We start from the raw sequence: 16,912 nt of genomic DNA, 5'->3' as shown, positions 1-16,912 counted from the left end.
ACTATTTAAGGTTAAAGGCTGACATTCACTCCGAATACAAACATTTTTACCGGGGGGTAGCCATAGTCGCCGGTTTCGGGATCAAATCCTTTATAAGGTGTTATACAAAACAGGTTGGACCCTGTTGCATAAAAGCGCAGGGTATTCAGCTTCCATGCATCTGTTATTCTTGAAGGAAGGGTATAGGACAGGGTTAATGCCGATAACCGGAGGAAGGAGGCGTTCTGGATGTAATAGTCCACGTCCGAAGGGGAATAACGGCTGTAGCCGGTATTGCCGATCACCCGGGGAATCGTGGCATCCGGATGCTCCGGTGTCCAGCGGTTCAGCAGGTCGGCGGAGGCCATGCTTTCGCCGATACTGCCGATCAGTCCTTCGTAATAGCTGCTGATCTTTCGTGCCCCGTGGGAGTAGGTGAAGTTGGCGTTCAGTTCAACTGTTTTGTAAGAAAGATTGGTGCCAAAACCTCCGTAGAATTTAGGGTCTGTTCCGGCTACGACTATACGGTCGTATTCTTTGCTTACGATGCCATCCGGTTTTCCATCGGGACCAGAGATATCCCTTGCAAATAGGTCGCCGGGGTTTACTGTTACTCCATTAAAGTTCAGGTGTTCCCATTCGGACCGGTTGGCTTCTGTTGCAATACCAACAGCGCTCAGGTCATAGATGGTGCGTACCGGTTTTCCAAGGAAAATGTTGCCTTCGCGCTGTATCACGTTCTCATTGATATTAAAGATCTCGGTAGCGTCTGCGTATAGTTTGGTAACCTTGTTCCGGTCGAAGGAGATGTTTCCGGATAAGGTCCAGTTCCAGTCGCTTGTACGGACCACATTCCCGGTTACGGAAAATTCCATCCCTTTGTTATTTACCCGGCCCACATTCTGCCATTCCTTCGTATAGCCCACCGTGGTGGCCAGCGACCGGTCTAATAACAGGTTGTCATTATTGATCGAATAAAAATCAGCAGTAATATTCAGCCGCGATTTTAACAGGCTCATATCCACGCCGATATTGCTTTGCTTTTGCCGTTCCCAGGTGATGTCGGGGTTCCCGCGGCGGCCATCGTTGGCAATGAGTGCGTTCCCGTTATTTACGAGCGACCCGTACAGGGTTTGAAACGCATAGTTACCAATATCCTGGTTGCCCACCACACCATAGCCGGCGCGTAATTTCAGCTGGTCAAAAATGGTTTGGTCCTTCATGAAATTTTCATTGGTAATGACCCAGGCGGCGGAAACAGAGGGAAATACCCCCCATTGATTTCCGCTGGAAAAACGGGAAGAACCATCGTAACGGGCAGTACCGGTAAGCATATACCGGTCTTTGTAATTATAAGTGGCACGTACCAGGTAAGACATCAGGCTGTAGTTATAGAAGTCGGATCCCAGTACCGATTTTTCTATGGCCGCAGCGCCCCCCAGGTCATGGTACGACAGGTCATCGCTGGCAAACCGGTCGCCCTGCGCCTTGGTATAGTTAGCGCTTCTTTTGCTGGCGCTGGTTCCCACGAGTGCCATTAACCGGTGATCGCCGGAGAAGGTGGTATTATAAGTAAGGGTATTGTCCCATTGCCAGTAAGTATCGCTCCAGCGTTCGTGTTTGGCACGGGCATCGCCGTTATAATGACGAACCGCTTCCTGTATGTTATGTGGTGTGAACTCGAACCAGTCCTGTGCGGCATAGTCCAGTGCGTAGGTAGAGCGGAACTCCCATCCCTTAGCCGGAGTGATGGCGATGAAGTTGGAAGAGGTCAGCCGGTTCCGTGAGCGGTCGCGCTGGATCTCCAGTGAGTTAAAGGGATTAAAATCGTTGTTATTCTGTTCGCCATGCGCTTTATAATACAGTGTAAGATAACCGTCGTCACCCCCGATATATCTTGTAGCCGGATCGCGATAGGGCGCAAAATCCAGCAGGGGATTTGCATTCAGCGCTTTGTTATATACATCGTCTGAAGGCATTGCGTCATTGGTGCGGGTAAATCCTGTGTTGGTACCTACTTTCAGCCATTTTTTAATGTTATAGTCTGCATTAAAACGTCCGGTGTATTTATCCTGCTTCGTATTTTCTATGATCCCCTTTATGCCTGCATAGCCGGCGCTCAGGTAAAAGGTTCCCCGGTCGGAGCCGCCTGAAAAACCAAGCACGTGATTTTGCTGCAGGCCGTTGTGGGTCACTTCATCCAGCCAGTTGTAGCTTTTGCCGCTGTTGTAAGCCGCCATTTCCTGGGCAGAAAAATATTTGTTGTCTTCATTTTTCATCAGCACATTGTCAATATAATCCTGGCGGTTGGCCCCGGGGTTGTCTTTTAAATATCCATTGGCGTAAGCGTCCAGCCGCAGTTCAAAAAGCTGCTGGGCATTCAGTCTTTCAGGGATCCGGGCAATTTTCGAAATGCCCACCCAGGCATCATAGGTGATACGCCCATCACCACCGCTGCGTGCTCCTTTTTTAGTGGTCACCACCACCACTCCGTTGGCACCGCGGGAACCGTAAAGGGCCGTGGCGGAGGCATCTTTTAACACCTGTACCGAAGCCACATCGTTCAGGTTCATCGCATTGAAGCCGCCCTGGTTATTTTCCATGACCACGCCATCCACAACAAAAATGGGCGTGGAGCCGGCATTGATCGTATTGGTACCTCTGATGCGTATAGTGGCATCATCGCCCGGGCGTGTGCCGGGACTGATGAATACACCCGGCGCATTTCCCTGCAGGGCCTGGTTGATGTTGGTCACCGGGCGCTCCATCAGCGCTTTTGTATTGACATCGGTAACGGCTCCGGTGAGGTCCGATTTACGCATACGGGCGCCCACCACTACCACTTCACCCAGGTCTTCCGGCTGCAATACCAATGCTACCTGCATTTCATCAGCCGCCGGTAATTCCTGTGTGGCATATCCTACCGATTGAAAAATAAGCGTTGCATTTGCGGGGGCAGTGATCGTAAAATTGCCCTGATCATCCGCTGCGGTTGCAGCAGTAGCACCTTTTACACTGACGGTAACTCCTGCAACCGGCTTTTTTGTCTGGGCATCTGTTATTGTTCCCCTGATGGTTTGCTGCTGCGCATAGGACGGCAGCGTCAGGCACAGGGCAATGGCCGTAAGAAAAAAGAAAAAGGCTTTCTTCGTCATAAATAGATGAATTTTTAATTGATAATAGAAAAATGGCAAACCGTTTAATGAAGCATTCAATCGCTCATCAAAACGCAGCCGGTGCACCATCCCGGCAATAGCTGCTTTTGAGATTTCTATGGATCATCGGGTGCAAATCTATGAAAATTTTCCAAAACTGTACTATTGGTATAGAATAGTATAAATTTTCACAGTGAAACCGGAAATATTGTTGTTTATTTGTCCTCAATAAATTTTGCCATGCGAAGCATCTACGACCAGATCCGGGAATTGGAACATGTACAGGGCCTTTCAAAGCACGAACGGCTGGTACAGGGGTTTATCAATGCCGTTAATGAAAAAGTGATTGTAAAAGGCGATATGCTGCCTTCCGTGAACAGCCTGATCCAGGAGCTGGGGTATGCCCGGGAAACCATCGCCAAAGCCTATAAAGAGCTGATCAGCCGGGGGCTGGTGGAATCCAAGAACCGGATCGGCTTTTTCCTGGCCCGCGAAAATACCCGCAGCCAGATACGCGTGGCACTGGTGATCTTTGCCTTCGACAGTTTCCAGGAGGTCTTTTACAAAACCTTCCGGAACAAGCTGGGGAAGAATGTCCATGTAGATCTCTACTTTCATCACAACAATATCGAAGTATTTGAAAGCATCATCGACCGGATCCGCGGAAAATACGGGATGTACGTGGTAGCACCCATTCCGGACAAAAAAGCGGCGGAGATCCTGCAGACGCTTCCCCTGGGAAAGCTGCTGATGATCGACCGTTACCTGCCCATGAAGGGTGATTTTTCCCATATCACCCAGGAGTTTTTTGACGCCTCCTATTCGGCATTTGCAACGCTGGCACCTGCGATCCGTAAGTATAAAAAGATGATCTATTATCATCGTCCCAATGCCGATACGCCGGAGGAGATCCTTCAGGCCTTTAAAAAATTTACCAAAGATTTCCGGATCAAAAGTATCATACGGCCCGAGTACATACCCGGCTCGATAGAACCCGGCTATGTTTATTTTACCATCAACAATGCGGAGCTGTGGATGATGCTGAAAGATGCAAAATCCCGGAAACTGAAACTGGGAAAGGATATCGGTATCCTGTCCCATAATGATGAGATCGTGAAGGAAATTATTTTTGACGGTATTACTACCTATTCCACCAGCTTTGAGATAATGGCGGAAAAATCGGCGCAGTTTGTATTAAAGCGGCGGAAAATACAGGAAACCCTGCCAACGGTATTGCTGCGCCGGGGGTCTTTATAAAAGCGCGGGGTATTGCAGGGTGAAAACAATATGCTTTGGCAGGTCTACTATTTAAACGTAAAAACAAACAGATGCAATAACGGCTATGAGCAACCATCCGTTTATCGGTTTCTTTTCTTTGTTACTGCTGGCGGCTGCGGTTTCCATTTATAAAACCAGGAAACAGCGCAACAATACGTCTGTCGGTTATTACCTGGGTAACCGGAGTTTTAATTTCTGGATGATCGGTTGTTCCATTTTCCTCACCAATATGAGCGCCAACCAGTTCATCGGGGAAAATGAATTTGTATATACCACCAACATGTCGGTGATCGCCTGGGGAATGAGCTCGGTGCTGGCGATGATCCTGGTGGCGGAGTTTTTAATGCCGGTGTACCTGAAGATCGGGGCGGTGACCACACCGGATTTCCTGGCGTTGCGGTTCGACCGGCAGACCCAGCGGATGGTATCGGTGATCTTCCTGCTGAGCTATATCGTGAACCTGCTGCCCACGGTACTCTATGGCTGCGCAGTGGCCATGAACGGCTTGTTTCATATTGATGAACAGCTGGGCATCAGCTATTTTGCCGCGATCCGCATCCTGGTGATCTTTTTTGGAGTGGTGGGTTGCCTGTACACGGTGCTGGGTGGATTAAAAGCCATTACCGTCACGGATGTGGTGCAGGGCATCGGCATGCTGATCGGGGGCGTCCTGATCACCTGGTTCGGATTGCACTATCTCGGCAAGGGTGACGTGTTGACCGGGGTAGACCGGCTGCTGAGCCATAATAAAGAACACCTCAATGCCATAGGAACGCCGAACAGCGTGCTGCCTTTCGGTACCCTGTTTACCGGCATGCTGCTGATCAATATCTATTACTGGGGGATGGAGCAATACATCGTACAGGAGGCATTTGCTTCCCGCAACCTGGCGGAAAGTCAGAAGGGGATATCCCTGGCCTGTGTGGGAAAGCTGATCGCCCCGCTGCTGCTGAATGTGCCCGGTCTTGTTGCGTTGCAGCTCTATCCGGGCCTGGAGAATACGGCGGCGGTTTTTCCCAAAATGGTAAGTGGTGTGCTACCCCCCCTGCTGGTAGGATTTATTGCTGCCGTGGTTTTTGGCGGGGCACTCAGCACCTTCAATGCAGGACTCAACAGCACAGGTACATTATTCACCATGAATCTTTATAAACCCTGGCTGGAAAAGAAAGGCCTGCAGCTTACCGAACAGCAGGTGCTGCGGCGGGGGAAGCTGTTCCAGGTGGGTGTTACGCTTGCAGCTGTTGTCTTCTCTCCTTATATCATGTTTTTCAGCGGAGGTTTTTACAACTACCTTCAAAAAGTGGCCAGCTTTTTCAGCGTACCGGTATTTACCATCATGATCATCGGGCTGATCACAAAACGGGTGCCGCCGGTTGCGGCAAAGGTGGGACTGGTCTTTTTCGTAACCCTCTATGTGATCACGCAGTTCGTGGTGGACCTTCCGCTGCATTACCTCCATGTGCTTGCGATTCTTTTCCTGCTCACAAGCGGTCTGATGTTGCTGATCGGCCGTTTTTATCCGCTGCGCGAACCCTTCAGCATTCCTCATATTGCTGCCATCAACATCCGGCCCTGGAGGCGCAGGCATTGGTATTATGCTGTTTTACTGATCCTCATGATCGGCATGTTCCTGATCTTTTCTCCTTTCGGACTGGCAGATTGATGACCGCCCGCTGCCGCTTCTCCCGGGTTACCTGCTGCTTAATCGCTTCTTTTTTTTAAGCAACCGCATAATTTTTTTTTTGACGATAACAATATTTTCTATATTTGATGTGGGATAGTATAGGATAGTACAGAAATCGACTGGTTGCCTGCTACGAAACCTTGCTGCTTGTATCAATTTACTTAATTGCTTTTCAATATGATAAAAGGTGCTTGCTTTTTCATAGAAAACAGGAGGGGGCTCCGTGTAAAACTAATGGCGCTGCTGTTCTCCGTATTAATGGTGGTTACTGCGGATGCGCAGCAACGAACCGTGACCGGTACGGTGCGGGATACCTCGGGAAAGGTGATGAATGGTGTTACCGTTACTGATCTGAACAGGGCCAGGGTCAGCACGCAGACCGACCAGAACGGGAAATTCGTGCTGGATGTAAGCGTAAATGATTCGCTGCAGTTCTCCTATGTGGGTTTTACAGAAGTACGGGTAAAGATTACAGAAACGGGTACTGTATTTGATATTGTGCTGGAGCCGGTGATCGCCCTGGCAGGGGATGAAGTGATCGTTACAGCATTCGGGCGAAAGGAGCGGAAAGAGGCGGTGGTGGGTTCGGTTACTACCATACAGCCGGGCGAGCTGAAGATCCCTGCCAGTAATCTTACAAATGCAATGGCGGGAAAGATTGCCGGGGTGATCTCTTTTCAGCGCGGGGGTCAGCCGGGTCTCGACAATTCCAATTTTTTTATACGGGGTGTCACGACCCTGGGTTATAGCGCCAGCCCGCTGATACTGGTGGATAACATCGAGCTCAGTGCAAATGATCTCGCGCGAATACAGGTAGACGATATCGCCAGCTTCTCCATCCTTAAAGATGCCAGTGCTGCTGCATTGTACGGGGCACGCGGGGCCAACGGTGTTATCCTGGTGACCACCAAGGAAGGTAAATCGGGGAAGGCCAAAGCGGAGATCCGTTATGAGACCTCTTATTCCATGCCCACAAAAAGCATTGAGCTGGCGGATCCGATCAGCTATATGAAAATGTATAATGAAGCGCTCACCACACGTGATCCGAATGCCACACCGCGCTACGACCCCAATAAGATCATCGGAACACAAAAGACCCTTGATGGCGCGGGAGGACTTTATCCCTATGTTTATCCGGCGGTGGACTGGATGAAGGAACTGTTCAAAGAACGCACCAATACGCAACGGGCCAATTTTTCTGTAAGTGGCGGCAATGCCTTTGCCAAATATTATATTGCCGGTTCCTACTCCAGGGATAACGGGATCCTGCAGGTAAACCCGGTGAATAATTTCAACTCGTCGATGAAATTTGAAAACTACCAGCTGCGGGCCAACACCAATATAAAGATCACGAACACAACGGAAGCGATTGTAAGGCTCTGGGGAAATTTCAATGATTATATCGGGCCGATCTCCAACGGTTCTTCCTTCGCAACAGACCTCTATTCAAGGGCATTGCATGCGAGTCCGGTAGAATTCCCGGCTTATTACCTGCCGGACAGCGCCAACCGCAATGCCCGGCACATCCTCTTCGGAAACAATATTAACAATGCAGGCTCGCTGCAAAGCAATCCCTATGCCGACCTGATGTACGGATATAAAAGCTTCTCCAACTCGCGCATGTCGGCCCAGTTTGAGCTGAACCAGAAACTGAATTTTATTACCCAGGGGCTGGCCTTTTCGGGGATGTTCAGCACCAACCGGTATTCCTATTCGGATGTAAGCCGCAATTATCTTCCCTTCTATTATGGATTGCAGCGCTATGATCTTCAGGCGGGCACTTATGCGCTCACCTGGCTGAACAACCAGCCGGGCGCCGCGCAGGAATACCTGAACTTTAACCCGGGCAGCAAGGATGTAAACACGTACCTGTATATGCAGGGCAGGCTGGATTACGACCGGAAATTCGGAGATCATGGCATTACCGGATCACTGGTGGGCACCAGGCAGCAGACCTTAAACCCCAATGCGAGTGATCCCCTTACCAATGCACCGTCGTTATTGTATTCCCTGCCTTTCCGGAACCTGGGTTTTTCAGGTCGCGCCGGGTATTCGTACAGGAACAAATACTTTTTTGAATTCAATTTCGGCTATAACGGTTCCGAACGTTTCGCTGCTGATCACCGCTGGGGATTTTTCCCGACTGTAGGCGGTGGATGGGTGGTGTCCAACGAAAAATTCTGGGAAGGCGATATCGCCAGAATTATTACCCGGTTTAAACTGAGGGGGAGCTACGGACTGGTGGGGAATGATAATATCGGAAGACAGCGGTTCTTCTATCTTTCCAGTGTGCAGCCCAATGGCGGTGCGGGTGCGGTTTTTGGTACCGGTAACAGTGTCGGCAAGAACGGCACCACCATCTATGCCTATCCTAATCCGGATGTAACCTGGGAAACATCGCAGAAATCCAATATTGCAGCAGAGTTCACATTCTTTAACAAGCTGAACATTACGGCGGAGGTCTATAAGGAATACCGCTACGACATCCTTATCAGACGAGGCTATATCCCCATTACTGTTGGTATAGAAGGGGCCGCCAATGATAACCTCCAGTCCAACCTGGGAACTGCCACATCAAAAGGGCTGGATCTGAATGTGAATTATAAACAGGATATTACTCCGGACCTGTGGGCTTCCTTTTTGGGAAACCTTACCTGGACCAGCAATAAGGTGGGGCACTGGGAAGAGCCGGAATATAAATATGATTACCGGTTCTATTCAGGCGGGCCCATCAGCCAGCCTTTCGGATACATAGCAGAGCGCCTTTTTGTGGATGATAAAGAAGCCGCCAATTCGCCTCCCCAGGTTTTTGGAAATACGTTGCCGATGGGCGGTGATATCAAATACAGGGATGTGAACAAAGACGGTGTCATCAACCAGGACGACCAGGTGCCCATCGGGCTGCCGTCCACACCGCAGGTGATCTATGGCGTTGGTTTTTCCGTGGGCTATAAGGGATTTGACCTGAGCGCCTTCTTCCAGGGATCTGCACGTTCTTCCTTTTTCATCGATCCCAGCTCGGTTACGGATTTTAACAACAACCGGTTTGGGACAGCGCCTTTTGTCAACAATGCGCAGATCCTGAAGGCGTATGCGGACGATCACTGGTCGGAAGAGAACCAGAACCTGTATGCGCTATGGCCGCGGTTGTCAACCATTGATATTGCCAACAACCAGCAACCCAGTACCTGGTGGTTAAGAGATGGCAGCTTTTTACGGTTAAAATCCCTGGAAGCCGGATACAACCTGCCATCGCGGCTGGCACGGAAACTATATATGGACAATGTACGGCTTTATTTCAGCGGGTTAAACCTGCTCACGTTCAGCAAATTCAAATTGTGGGATGTGGAGCAGGCCGGTAATGGGTTTGCTTACCCCATACAGAAAGTATATAACGTAGGATTGAAACTGGGGTTTTAGTATCAACCGGTCATTCATAACAAAAAACACTTAAAAGAATTATACCATGAAAAGAAACAGCTTAACAGCAGGTCTTTGTATTCTGATAGCCGCCATGGGGCTGGTTTTGAAAAGCGAGGCCGCCCTCTCCCGGGGAGCATTAAGAGGTACTTCGCCCGCGGCTTTTGCCGGTGATTTCAGTCAGCTGTCCGTGGGGTACTACCCGCCCGCCATGGGATACCCGGCCGGCATTCCCTATGCGTATCAATATGATTATACAGGAGGTGCCACCTATGTATATGTTACTATATCCATCAATGGCAGTCCTTATACCAGTTATTCTGTCTATAACCCTCCCACGGGAATGACACTGTATTCAAACGTAAATCTCAGCGCACCGCTGGCCAGCGGAACAACGATAAAACTGGAAGTGCAACGGCTGGGAGGCGCTGTAAACACGGTCACTTATATGGTTCTTTAAAACATTCAAGCAAAAAGATATGAAAACAGTTATAAATGGGGTACTCTTCTTATTGTTTGCTGCGGGGATACAGTCCTGCGGGAAGTACCTGGATGTAGTGCCCGATAACGTTGCCACGCTGAACAGTTCGTTCTCCAATGCCAATGAAACCGAAGCCTATCTGTTTGGCTGCTATGCCAACCTGCAGCGGCTTTCGGATGTACGGGCCAACGCCGGGTTTACCGCTTCCGGAGAAGTGCTTTTCCCCATCAACCTGCAGGATCAGACAACGCTGGGCGGCGGAGGGGGTGATGTGGGTTTTAACCTCATGCGTGGCCTGCAGAACAGTCCGAACCCGATCTATAATTTCTGGGATGGCTATAATACCGGTACACCAGGCACCGCTATTAAATTGTACGAATCGATCCGGATGTGTAACACCTTTATTGATAATATTGATCTGCCGCTGGATATACAGCCCTACCAGAAAACGCGCTGGGTGGCCGAAGCAAAGTTCCTGAAAGCTTATTATCATTACTGGCTGATACGCATGTACGGTGCAATTCCGATCGCCGATAAGGCGATCCCCATTAACGCCCCCACCGATGAAGTGCGGCAAAAACAACAGCCGGTGGACTCCTGTTTTAATTATGTGGTACGGCTGCTGGATGAAGCGGCTGCAGGGCTGCCGAATGCGATACAGAATGCTGCGGCAGAAGCGGGGCGTATTACTTCAGCAATTGCGCTGGCGGTTAAGGCAGAAGTGCTGGCTACACAGGCCAGTCCGCTTTTTAATGGCAATCCGGATTACGCATCTTTCAAAGACAAAGAGGGTGCCCCGCTTTTTTCACAGGCATACGATCCTGCTAAATGGAACCGGGCCGCCGCTGCCTGTAAAGCGGCTATAGATGCTGCGGCCGCAGCCGGCGCCGGATTTTATGAACTGCGGCTGAGCGGGAATATCGTGAACCTGTCTGATTCAACCCGCCAGCTGCTCACCTTGCAGGGAGCTTTTGTTGATGGCTGGAACCGGGAGCAGGTATGGACCCTGAACCCGCATTTTGGCTGGCAGTATATGGCTATGCCACGGGTGACCGCTGATGCTGCGGGAAATGTGTTTGCGGTATATTCGAATTTTTCAGTTCCGATGTCGGAAGCGGAACTTTTTTACAGCAGGAACGGCGTACCGATCAATGAAGACCGCAGCTGGGATTATGCAAACCGTTATAAGACCGCAGCGGGTGATGATGCGCACCAGTTCTACATACGCAAGGGCTATACCACGAATAGGGGGAACTTTAACCGTGAGCCCCGCTATTATGCCAGCGTTTCTTTCGACGGAGCGAACTGGTTTGGTTCGGGAACAACGGATGACCGAAATGCCAATTATGTGAATGCTGTCAATGGCTTTGCATCACCCCCCGACCGGCTGCGGTATAATGCTACCGGCTACTGGCCCAAAAAACTGGTACATTATCTTTCCATCCCCGGGCAGAATACGGTCTGGCAAAACTATCCCTGGCCACTTATGCGCCTGTCGGGCCTGTATCTTTTGTATGCCGAATGCCTGAATGAAGTCAATGGCCCCGGAGCGGAAGTGTATACCCTGATCGACCAGATACGGCAGCGGGCCGGTTTGCAGGGGGTGGTGGCATCATGGGCGGCCTATTCCCGTAATCCGTCAAAACCCGCTACCAAAGATGGTTTGCGCCAGATCATTCACCAGGAGCGAAGGATCGAACTGGCATTTGAAGGCCAGGCCGGCTGGGACCTGCGCCGTTGGAAGGAGTTACAGGCGGTGCTTTCCGTTCCCTTCCAGGGATGGAGTGTATTTAACCGCACGGTTGCCGGGTATTACCAGGTATCCACCGTATACCAGCCCTCATTCGGGTTGCGCGACTACCTGTTTCCGATACAGGATTATGATATGCTGACCAATCCCAATCTTGTTCAAACACCGTACTGGTGATCGAAACTTTAACTATCAATCCTTGTGCAATATGAACGCATTTGTTACCATACGAACTAAAATTGCCGGTCTGGCTTTTTGCCTGGCACTGATAAGCTCCTGCCAGAAAAAGAGTGATTATAAGGATGTCATTTCAGGAGACACATCCAAGCCGGAACCGGTTACGAACATTAAGGTATCCAACTTTAATGGAGGGGCCTATATAACGTATGATCTGCCGCAATCGGAAAACGTGCTTTACGTGCAGGCTAATTATAAAATAAACGGGACAACGGGCCGGCAGACAAAATCTTCCTTCTATTCAGACAGCATCACCGTAAGCGGGTTTGAAAAAAGTCAGGATTATCGGGTCATTTTATATACGGTGAGCAGGGCCAATGTGCTGTCGGATTCAGTGGTGGTGACGGTCCATCCGGATACGCCGCCGTACCTGGTTACCCTGCCCACCATCACCATGCAGCGCGATTTCGGAGGCATCCGGATTGAAGCGGTGAACAAACTGAAGGCCAATATCGGCATTGTAACCATTGCAAATGATCCGGTAACCAAACAATACGAGATCATCAACCAGCGGTATACCAGCAACGACAGCATTCTTTACAGTCTCAGGGGTTATGATACCCTGCCCAAACAGTTTGGTATTTATGTGACGGATCAGTGGGGGAATAAATCCGATACGGTATTTAATACCGTTACACCCATCTATGAAGTACAGATGGATAAATCGAAGTTCTCGGAATACCGGTTGTCATCGGATGCAGAGACCGGCTTTGGGTGGGTGATGTCCAATTTATGGAACAATAATACCGGGTCGCCGGGATATCATACCGAACAACCGATCCTTCCGCTGGTGTGGCCGGCTACCATTACATTTGATATGGGACAGGAAGCGAAACTGAGCCGGTACACGATCTGGGATCGGGGTATAGATGGAAGCGGCAACTGGCTCTGGCAGGCCGGCGCCCCGCTCACCTGGGTGCTCTGGGGCAGAACGACAACACCGGTGGATGAGACGATGCCGCTGGCGAATGAACTGCCGCCGGTAGGACAGGCAACGGCAAACGGATGGATCAATATGGGATTTTACCGCTTGCCCGATAAACCGTCCGGCTTGCCCAATCCGCAGTATACCAATGCCGACCTGCAATTCTGGAACGACGGGTTCAGTTATGATTTTGCACTGGACCTGCCACGGGTGAGGTATATACGCTTCCAGTGCCTGGAGAATGTTTCACTCACGAACAATTTTTTTAATATTACCGAACTCAGTTTCTGGGGCGACCCCCGGTAATGCCATTCAATAAATCATGATCATGAAATATAAATATGCGCTCTGGTTATTGCTGGTAAGCTTTATTAACACACTGTCCTGTACAACAGAACCGGATGACTTTAAATCGTTCCTGGATAAAGAAGAGATCAAATATCCGGGAGCCATTACCAATACGTTTGTTGAGCCCGGTAACAACCGCATGGTGATCGGCTGGAACCCCAGTCCCGACCCAAGTGTGAGCCGGTATGTGATCTACTGGAACAACAGTGCAGACTCGCTGGTGGTACCGGCCATTTCGCACAACCCCGATGATACGGTGCGGGCCCTGATCTCCGGTTTGCAGGAGTATACCTATTCGTTCTTTATTTATTCGTATGATGATAAGGGCAACCGTTCCATCAGGCGGGAAGTGAACAATGCCCGTGTGTATGGAAGTACCTATAAGAACAATTTATTCAACCGGTCGCTGAGCACAAGCCCCTGGGCATTTGTAAGCGATGACGGTGCACGGTTGCGTATTGAATACCTCACCCCGGACACCGTGAATGTATATACCCGCATCCGTTATACCAGTACCGCCGGAACAGAAAAGGATGCTTATTTAAGCGGTAACGACAGTGCGATCGTATTACCGGATTATCAAACAGGAAGCCTGATCACCTATCAATCGTATTATAAACCGACCGCTAACGCTATCGACACCTTTTCGGTTAATAATATTGATACGGTAGGCCGGTTCAGCCTTTCACCCGATCTTGTGGTCTGTGATAAAAAACTGTTCAAGGCCCTGGAGCTTTCTTATGATGCGGGTGTTTACAGCGATGAAACGTATGTGGAGCATTTGTGGGATGGTACTACCACGCCCCGGGATTATCCCAATATCTATCACAGCAGCGATAAAACCAAACTTCCGCATGTGCTTACTTTTGATATGGGGCATATTTATTATCTCTTAAAACAATTTGAGATCATCGGCCGGGGTTGCTGCCATAACCCGTTGTCCTTTGAGGTCTGGGGTACCGGGGATCTTACAAATGCGGCTACTACGGTACCCGGCGGTGATGCTTCCTGGAAAGATCAGATGCTGGCCAAAGGCTGGACGCTGATGGCGGATGTGAACCGCAGCGGTGATGGGGTGGCGCCTTATAAGATCGACCTCAGTGTACCTCAGGGCACACCGATCCGGTACATCCGGATCCGGACAAAGACAGTAGCTTCCGGAAGTGATAATAGCAGTAACTTCAGCCAGGTGACCTTCTGGAATAAACAATAACAGATGGAAATCCATTGCATTCATTTATCCGATCGATTAAACAGATTATGACTCCCCAAAAATACATTCCTTACCTTATTGTAGTTTTATTATCCCTCACACAGATCAGCCGGGCGCAACAGGTGCCGGGTTTGAATTTATGGTACAACCAGCCCGCCAAAATATGGGAGGAGACCTTACCATTGGGCAACGGACGGCTGGGAATGACGCCGGACGGTGGTGTTACAAAAGAGACCATTGTGCTGAATGATATCACGTTGTGGTCGGGTGGCCCGCAGGATGCCAATAACTATGAGGCCAATCGGTACCTGCCGGCTATTATGAAGCTGCTGAAGGAGGGGAAGAATGACGAAGCACAGGACCTGGTAAACAAGCATTTCATCTGTAAAGGACCTGGTTCCGGTGGGGCGCAATGGGGTTGTTTTCAAACCCTGGGCAACCTGCAGATCGATTATGATTATCCTGGTTCGAACAATAAGGACCGCCCCGGCAATTATAAACGCACCCTGTTATTAGATGAAGCCCTTGCCACCACTGCATTTGAGATGGGAGGTGTTTCCTACAGGCGCGAATATCTTACCAGTTTCGGAACGGATGTGGCCCTTGTAAAATTATCAGCAAGTAAACCCGGTATGCTGAATTGCAGGATCTCGCTGAAACGGGAGGAACGGGGAACAAGTGAAGTACAAAATAATACACTGGCCTTGTATGGGCAGCTCGACAATGGAACCGATGGTAAGGGAATGCAGTACCGTGCCGAGGTAAAAGCGGCATTGGAAGGCGGCACCCTCACAACCGGTGATGCATATCTTGAAATAAAGCAGGCTACTTCCGTTACGCTGTATATAAGCGCCGGCACCGATTTTAAGGACCGGGATTATAGGAATACCGTCTCAGCACTGCTGCATACATCCATGAAGCTCCCTTTCGAAACCGAAAAGAAGATCCACCGGCAGCAGTTCCGGAAATTATTTAACCGGGTGCAGTTTGATCTGGAGAACGGGGCAAACAGCAATCTGCCTACAAATGAGCGGCTGGATCATTTTTATCAGCATCCGGAGAAAGATAAAAATCTTGCAGCGCTTTTCTTCCAGTATGGCAGGTACCTGGCCATCAGCAGTACGCGGGTAGGCCTGTTGCCTCCCAATCTTCAGGGGCTCTGGGCACACCGGATACGTACCCCCTGGAACGGGGATTACCACCTGGATGTAAATGTGGAAATGAATCACTGGCCCATGGAAGCTGCAAACCTCTCAGAACTGAATCTGCCCCTGGCTGACCTGGTGCAGGGATTGGTTCCAAATGGCGAGAAAACCGCAAAAGCCTATTACAATGCCAATGGATGGATCGCTCATGTGATCACCAATGTATGGGGCTATACCGAGCCGGGGGAAAGCGCTTCCTGGGGATCTGCCAACTCCGGCTCCGGGTGGCTGTGCGATAACCTGTGGACGCATTATGCATACACACTAGATAAAGAGTACCTGAAAAAGATCTATCCCCTATTGAAAGGTTCCGCGGTTTTTTATAATGATGCATTGGTAAACTATCCGGGTACAAAGTGGATGGTAACAGCGCCTTCGGTCTCACCTGAAAACGCTTTCTATCTGCCCAATGGCAAAACAGCCAATGTATGTATGGGGCCTACCATCGATAACCAGATCGTGCGGGAATTATTTACGAATGTAATAGAAGCAGCGCGGATCTTAAAGGTGGATGCGGATTTAAGTGCAACGTTAAGTGAGCGGCTGGCCTTGTTGCCGCCGCCCGGCCGGATCAGTAAGGATGGCCGCATTATGGAATGGATGGAAGAGTATAAAGAAACAGACCTGCAACACCGGCATATTTCCCACCTGTGGGGCCTGTACCCCGGTACCCTGATCACAAAAACAAAAACACCGGAACTGCTGGCGCCTGCAAAAAAAACACTGGAAGTAAGAGGGGATGATGGCCCCAGCTGGACCATTGCTTATAAGTTACTTTTCTGGGCACGGTTACAGGACGGGCAACGTTCGTTCAAATTGCTGCGGGAGTTGCTGAAGCCTACGCTGCGCACGGATATCAACTACGGATCAGGTGGCGGCGTTTATCCGAACCTGCTTTCTGCCGGTCCCCCCTTCCAGATCGACGGGAATTTCGGGGCCACGGCGGGTATCGCCGAAATGCTGCTGCAAAGTCATGATGGGTACATCGAGTTGCTACCATCGGTACCGGAGTTGTGGAAAACCGGTAACGTAAAAGGATTGAAAGCGCGTGGTAATTTTACGGTAAGCTTTAAATGGAAGGAGGGAAAAGTGATCGCCTATAAAATTACTTCGCCGGTACCACGTAAGATAAAAATAAAAGTGAACGGACAGGTAAAGGAAATAAGCGCCGGCCGTTTATAGCAGGCAGTGCGCCGTGCCGGAAGCAATCGGCGCACTGCGATGTGTTTATCTGCCT

At 50.0% G+C, this 16,912-nt stretch carries 9 protein-coding genes; 8 read left to right on the top strand and 1 reads right to left on the bottom strand.

All coding sequences use genetic code 11. The features are described from left to right. Positions 1-11 precede the first annotated feature (11 nt). Positions 12-3,134, bottom strand: coding sequence for a SusC/RagA family TonB-linked outer membrane protein (locus K7B07_RS09710; protein WP_223709245.1), 3,123 nt, complete (start codon positions 3,132-3,134; stop codon positions 12-14). A gap of 240 nt (positions 3,135-3,374) precedes the next feature. On the opposite strand from K7B07_RS09710, the gene K7B07_RS09705 reads away from it, so the two are divergent. The 8 genes from K7B07_RS09705 to K7B07_RS09670 all read left to right on the top strand — a co-directional run bounded on the left by K7B07_RS09705 (position 3,375) and on the right by K7B07_RS09670 (position 16,857). Continuing rightward, the gene (locus K7B07_RS09705) at positions 3,375-4,391 is read left to right on the top strand and encodes a GntR family transcriptional regulator (RefSeq protein ID WP_223709244.1); all 1,017 of its coding nucleotides are present in this window, start codon (positions 3,375-3,377) and stop codon (positions 4,389-4,391) included. Positions 4,392-4,476: 85 nt separating this feature from the next. Further along, positions 4,477-6,075: a solute:sodium symporter family transporter gene (locus K7B07_RS09700; RefSeq protein ID WP_223709243.1), complete on the top strand. Its 1,599-nt coding sequence runs from the start codon at positions 4,477-4,479 to the stop codon at positions 6,073-6,075. Between the two features lie 198 nt (positions 6,076-6,273). Then, a complete protein-coding gene (locus tag K7B07_RS09695) occupies positions 6,274-9,516 on the top strand; it encodes a SusC/RagA family TonB-linked outer membrane protein (RefSeq protein ID WP_223709242.1) in 3,243 nt (1,080 codons plus the stop codon). 46 nt (positions 9,517-9,562) lie between these two features. Next, positions 9,563-9,976: a hypothetical protein gene (locus K7B07_RS09690; RefSeq protein ID WP_223709241.1), complete on the top strand. Its 414-nt coding sequence runs from the start codon at positions 9,563-9,565 to the stop codon at positions 9,974-9,976. Positions 9,977-9,995: 19 nt separating this feature from the next. Further along, the gene (locus K7B07_RS09685) at positions 9,996-11,924 is read left to right on the top strand and encodes a RagB/SusD family nutrient uptake outer membrane protein (RefSeq protein ID WP_223709240.1); all 1,929 of its coding nucleotides are present in this window, start codon (positions 9,996-9,998) and stop codon (positions 11,922-11,924) included. Positions 11,925-11,955: 31 nt separating this feature from the next. Further along, on the top strand, positions 11,956-13,215 hold the full coding sequence (locus K7B07_RS09680; protein WP_223709238.1) for a DUF4959 domain-containing protein: 1,260 nt from the start codon (positions 11,956-11,958) through the stop codon (positions 13,213-13,215). Between the two features lie 22 nt (positions 13,216-13,237). Further along, positions 13,238-14,470, top strand: a complete 1,233-nt coding sequence (locus tag K7B07_RS09675; protein WP_223709237.1) for a DUF4998 domain-containing protein — start codon at positions 13,238-13,240, stop codon at positions 14,468-14,470. A gap of 47 nt (positions 14,471-14,517) precedes the next feature. Further along, complete coding sequence (locus tag K7B07_RS09670) at positions 14,518-16,857, top strand: glycoside hydrolase family 95 protein (RefSeq protein ID WP_223709236.1); 2,340 nt, start codon at positions 14,518-14,520, stop codon at positions 16,855-16,857. Positions 16,858-16,912 lie beyond the last annotated feature (55 nt).

The organism is Niabella beijingensis, assembly GCF_020034665.1.
Lineage (GTDB): Bacteria > Bacteroidota > Bacteroidia > Chitinophagales > Chitinophagaceae > Niabella > Niabella beijingensis.
Note: the sequence above shows the minus strand (reverse complement) of the source record. Positions and strands in the feature narration are given on the sequence as shown.

What these genes read in the sequence shown, in the direction of transcription:
- K7B07_RS09710 (WP_223709245.1), bottom strand. Translation starts at nt 3,134, where the DNA reads ATGACGAAGAAAGCCTTTTTCTTTTTTCTTACGGCCATTGCCCTGTGC.
- K7B07_RS09705 (WP_223709244.1), top strand. Translation starts at nt 3,375, where the DNA reads ATGCGAAGCATCTACGACCAGATCCGGGAATTGGAACATGTACAGGGC.
- K7B07_RS09700 (WP_223709243.1), top strand. Translation starts at nt 4,477, where the DNA reads ATGAGCAACCATCCGTTTATCGGTTTCTTTTCTTTGTTACTGCTGGCG.
- K7B07_RS09695 (WP_223709242.1), top strand. Translation starts at nt 6,274, where the DNA reads ATGATAAAAGGTGCTTGCTTTTTCATAGAAAACAGGAGGGGGCTCCGT.
- K7B07_RS09690 (WP_223709241.1), top strand. Translation starts at nt 9,563, where the DNA reads ATGAAAAGAAACAGCTTAACAGCAGGTCTTTGTATTCTGATAGCCGCC.
- K7B07_RS09685 (WP_223709240.1), top strand. Translation starts at nt 9,996, where the DNA reads ATGAAAACAGTTATAAATGGGGTACTCTTCTTATTGTTTGCTGCGGGG.
- K7B07_RS09680 (WP_223709238.1), top strand. Translation starts at nt 11,956, where the DNA reads ATGAACGCATTTGTTACCATACGAACTAAAATTGCCGGTCTGGCTTTT.
- K7B07_RS09675 (WP_223709237.1), top strand. Translation starts at nt 13,238, where the DNA reads ATGAAATATAAATATGCGCTCTGGTTATTGCTGGTAAGCTTTATTAAC.
- K7B07_RS09670 (WP_223709236.1), top strand. Translation starts at nt 14,518, where the DNA reads ATGACTCCCCAAAAATACATTCCTTACCTTATTGTAGTTTTATTATCC.